At 69.6% G+C, this 2,211-nt stretch carries 3 protein-coding genes; 1 reads left to right on the forward strand and 2 read right to left on the reverse strand.

The annotated features are described in order from the left end of the window. Together AB0G02_RS36195 and AB0G02_RS36200 are read right to left on the reverse strand one after the other, a co-directional pair. Positions 1-759 (reverse strand): glycosyltransferase family 39 protein (locus AB0G02_RS36195; RefSeq protein ID WP_360803792.1); only part of this gene is annotated, 759 nt, incomplete at its 3' end. A gap of 235 nt (positions 760-994) precedes the next feature. After that, a complete protein-coding gene (locus AB0G02_RS36200) occupies positions 995-1,537 on the reverse strand; it encodes a hypothetical protein (RefSeq protein WP_360803795.1) in 543 nt (180 codons plus the stop codon). 231 nt (positions 1,538-1,768) lie between these two features. On the opposite strand from AB0G02_RS36200, the gene AB0G02_RS36205 reads away from it, so the two are divergent. Continuing rightward, positions 1,769-2,122 carry a YciI family protein gene (locus AB0G02_RS36205; RefSeq protein ID WP_360803798.1) on the forward strand — a complete coding sequence of 118 codons (354 nt, stop codon included), beginning with the start codon at positions 1,769-1,771 and terminating at the stop codon, positions 2,120-2,122. The last annotated feature ends 89 nt before the right edge of the window (positions 2,123-2,211 follow it).

Genomic DNA, 2,211 nt, shown 5'->3' on the forward strand with positions numbered 1-2,211 from the left:
CTTGGTGCGCAGGTCGTGCCGGGTGAACAGGTCGCGCCAACCGTAGCGGTGCACCAGTGCCACCGCGAACACCAGGACGATCAGCACCCCGTTCGGCCGCGTCAACGTCGCCAGCGCGCCGAGGACACCCGCGAGCAGCCAGCGCTCCCGGCGCACCAGCAGGAACACCGCCAGTGTCAACGGCACGAACAGCGCCTCGGCGTACCCGGCCGCGAAGGTGACCGAGAACGGGCTGAACGCCAGGAAGAACGCCGACCACCGGGCGGTGCGGTCACCGAACTGCTCCGCGACCAGCTCGTAGAGCAACCACAGGGCGACCACCGCGAGCACGCCGGCCAGCACGAGGCCGACGTAGTAGGCGTGCCAGTACGTCCGTCCGAACGGGACGGACAACCACCCGAGCAGCTTCGGCCACAGCGGGAAGAAGACCACGGCCTCCGGGAACTCGGTGCGCACGCCGTCCGGCGGCCGGACCACCGGCATCCTCGGGTCCCAGTAGCCGTGGGAGGCGATCTGGAGGTAGTAGCCCATGTCGAAACGGCCCCACCTCTTCGAGCACTCGCGCAGCTGCGACAGGCACTGGAAACCACCGGGGCCGCGTTCACCGACCGAGACGACCGTGATCACCACCATGGCCAGCCGGCTGAGCAGGAAGATCCACAGGGCTTCGCGCCACGCGGTCCACGGGTGCGCGCCCCTCCCGGTCGCGGAGGAGTCCCCCGGTGAGGTGAGCGTGCTGGTCGACACCTGTCCGAGCACTGGAGTCCGCCCCCGTGTGGCCATCGATGAAGTCGCTCCGCCGAGAAGCGGATAGGCCGGAGTTCCTACCAGCGGACGTCAGCGCGAAAGGGTTGCCTCACCCCGCTTTCACTCAATCGGGTTGACTATTCCACACGACCTGCACCACAGAAATGCGAATTCCATTCCCCTCGGACACGGGTCACGGACGGGGCGGCGTCACCCCGTCGGCGCGAGTCGTCCTACGCGGTCCGGCTCACGGGGTGGCGATCTCCAGCACCACCTGGCCGTAGAGGGCGGACAGCGTGCCGAGGCCCAGGTTGCACAGCAGGATGTTCTGGCTCGGGTAGACGATGGTGTGCACGAAGGTCGCCCCCGTGAACACCCCCGAGGTGACCGTGCCGGTGGTGACGACGGTCAGCGTGAGGCCGCTCATGTTCGACACGTTGTTGCCGGACAGGGTCGACGTCTGCCCGTTGTTCCAGGTGATCGGGATGGTGATCGCGTTCGCGCCGAGCAGGCTCACGCAGGTCGCGCCCGCCGCGGTGCCGGTGGCGCCCGAGTGGCCGGAGGTGATGTCCGGGTGCGTGGCCGAGACGCACGGGCCGTACTGCCGGGACACCGTGAGCGTCTCGGTCTGCGGCGAGTTCGTCGCGGGCGGGTCGAACAGCAGGCTCGCGCTGCTGGGCGGGGTGCACGTGAGGTCCAGCCCGGCGGCGGCCGCGGTGCCGGTCGTGGCGAACGGGACGAGCGCGAGAACGATCGACAGTGCGGCGAGGGCGGAGACGACGCGGGACATGGCGGTTTCCCCTTTCCCGAACACGAATACCGCGAAATGCGGATCCGGCGGTTGTCGGTATTCCTTCATCGCGCCCCACCGGACTTCGTTACGGCTCCGCGCCGCGCGGTCGGAGGGGGTGGACCGCGGGTCGGCCGGAGATTCTTCCGGGGGCCGTGTCGATCCGCGGGCCGTCCGTTCGACCTGTGGTGCGAGGGTCGAGAGGCGACCCCGCCGGACGAGGAGTACGTGATGCCGAAGTACCTGCTGATCATGCGGGGCACCGACGAGTCGAACGCGGCCATGATGGCCGGCATCGACGAGATCATGGCCGACACGCGCCAGTTCATCGACGAGATGGTCAAGGCCGGCGTCCTCCTCGCCGCGGAGGGGCTGGACGTCGTGGTCGACTTCAGCGGCGAGACGCCGGTGGTCACGGACGGGCCGTACGGCGAGACCAAGGAACTGTTCGGGGGCTTCTTCCTGCTCGACGTCGCCTCGAAGCAGGACGCGGTCGAGTGGGCCAGGCGGGTCCCGGCGGCTCGCGGGACCAAGATCGAGGTCCGGCGGGTGCCCGGGAGCGACGAGGTCCCGCAGGTCGGGTGATCGCGGCGAACCGGCCGGGCTTCCGTGCAACGACCGCGGGGCCCGGCCGAGGTCGGGATCGTCCGGTGTGTCCGGTCGGCGTGGATCGT

The organism is Actinosynnema sp. NPDC023658 (genome assembly GCF_040639995.1).
GTDB lineage: Bacteria > Actinomycetota > Actinomycetes > Mycobacteriales > Pseudonocardiaceae > Actinosynnema.